The 1,938-nt window shown below is 63.0% G+C and carries 1 protein-coding gene and 1 pseudogene; both read right to left on the reverse strand.

Annotation, left to right across the window (positions count from 1 at the left end; translation table 11 throughout):
* Nucleotides 1–66: 66 nt before the first annotated feature.
* Nucleotides 67–861, reverse strand: a complete 795-nt coding sequence (gene istB, locus CK944_RS21980; RefSeq protein ID WP_103175160.1) for an IS21-like element helper ATPase IstB — start codon at nucleotides 859–861, stop codon at nucleotides 67–69.
* Nucleotides 851–1,938: pseudogene (istA, locus tag CK944_RS21985) on the reverse strand (IS21 family transposase); the annotation flags it as partial. The pseudogene istA and the gene istB, both read right to left, overlap by 11 nt.

A 1,938-nucleotide genomic window follows, 5' to 3' on the forward strand; every position in this document is an offset into this window, starting at 1 on the left:
TTTCCACCCAGAAGTGACCCAGGTTTTCCATCGAGAACTGACCCACCTTTGATTATGGTTTTTGGGTCATTCAGAGGTCAAGGCGTGATTGTTCTCCTTCTTTTGGCGCGCTGCGGCGGCTGAACTGGCTTTGAAGCGGAAGCTGTCGTTTCCGGTCTCCAGGATGTGGCAGCGGTGGGTGAGCCGGTCGAGCAATGCGGTAGTCATCTTGGCATCGCCGAAGACTGTGGCCCATTCGCTGAAGCTGAGGTTGGTGGTGATGACGACGCTAGTGCGTTCGTAAAGCTTGCTCAGCAAATGGAAGAGCAGCGCCCCGCCCGAGGCGCTGAAGGGCAGATATCCCAACTCATCGAGGATCACGAGATCGAGGCGGGTCAGGCTTTCAGCGATCTGCCCCGCCTTTCCCTTGGCCTTCTCCTGTTCGAGGGCGTTGACCAGTTCAATGGTGGAGAAGAAGCGGACCTTGCGGCGGTGATGCTCGATGGCCTGGACGCCGAGGGCGGTTGCGATGTGGGTCTTCCCCGTGCCCGGGCCGCCGATCAGGACGATGTTCTGGGCCCCGTCCATGAACTCGCAGCGGTGGAGTTGCCGGACTGTGGCTTCGTTGATCTCGCTGGCTGAGAAGTCGAAGCCCGAGAGGTCCTTGTAGGCGGGGAAGCGTGCGGCCTTCATGTGATAGGCGATGGAGCGGACCTCGCGCTCGGCCAGTTCGGCTTTCAGCAGTTGAGACAGGATCGGCACGGCTGCGTCAAAGGCCGGCGCAGCCTGTTCGATCAGGTCGGTGACAGCCTGTGCCATGCCGTGCATCTTCAGGCTGCGAAGCATGATGACGATGGCACCGCTGGCGGGATCATGACGCATGACGGCCCCCTGCAACGGAGGTGCGCAGGCCGTCATAGCGCTCCACATTGGCCTTTGGCTCACGGCGCAGGGCCAGGGCCTGCGGGGTATCGAGGGGCGGCCCGCCAATGACCTTTCCATCGACCAACCGGTGCAAGAGGTTCAGCACATGGGTCTTGGTCGCCACGCCCTCGGCCAAGGCCAATTCCACCGCCGTCAGCACGGCCTGTTCGTCGTGCTGAAGAACCAGGGCGAGGATGTCGACCATCTCGCGATCACCGCCGGGCTTGCGCAGCATCTGCTCCTGCAACTGCCGGAAGGCAGGCGGGAACTCGGCAAAGGGCGCGCCATTGCGCAACGCCCCGGGCTTGCGCTGAAGAACAGCCAGGTAATGCCGCCAGTCATAGATCGTCCGCGGTGGCAGCTTGTAGCTGCGCTGGATGATGCGGCAATGCTCGCACAGGATGTTGCCCTCGGCTGCCACGACCAGCCGGTCTGGATAGATCCGCAGGCTGACAGGCCGGTTCGCAAAGGACGCCGGAACGCTATAGCGATTGCGCTCGAAGCTGATCAGGCAGGTGGGCGAGACGCGCTTGCTGAGTTCGATGAAGCCGTCAAAAGCCGGCGGCAGGGGCATCAATGCGGCCCGCTCCTCAGCCCAGACATCGGCGATGGTGCCGGGCAGCGTGCCGTGCGGGGTCTCTTGCCACACCTCCAGGCAGCGCTGTTCCAGCCAGGTGTTCATCGTGGCAAGGTCGGGAAAGCCCGGCATCCCTTGTAAGACCTGATGGCGGGAGTCCTGAACGTTCTTCTCGACCTGTCCCTTCTCCCAACCCGCTGCCGGATTGCAGAACTCCGGCTCGAAGACATAGTGATTGGCCATGGCCAGGAAGCGGAGGTTGACCTGCCGCTCCTTGCCACGGCCGACACGATCCACCGCCGTCTTCGTTCGGCCTGGCCTCGGACCCATGGCGGCCAAGCCTCACTGTCGTAGATGCCGCGCTCTGGCACGCCGCCAAAGACACGGAACGCGTGCCAGTGGGCGTCGAACAGCATCTCGTGGGTCTGCAGGGGGTAGGCGCGCAACAGGAAGGCCCG

It is taken from the genome of Paracoccus sp. SY, from assembly GCF_002901215.1.
Lineage (GTDB): Bacteria > Pseudomonadota > Alphaproteobacteria > Rhodobacterales > Rhodobacteraceae > Paracoccus > Paracoccus acridae.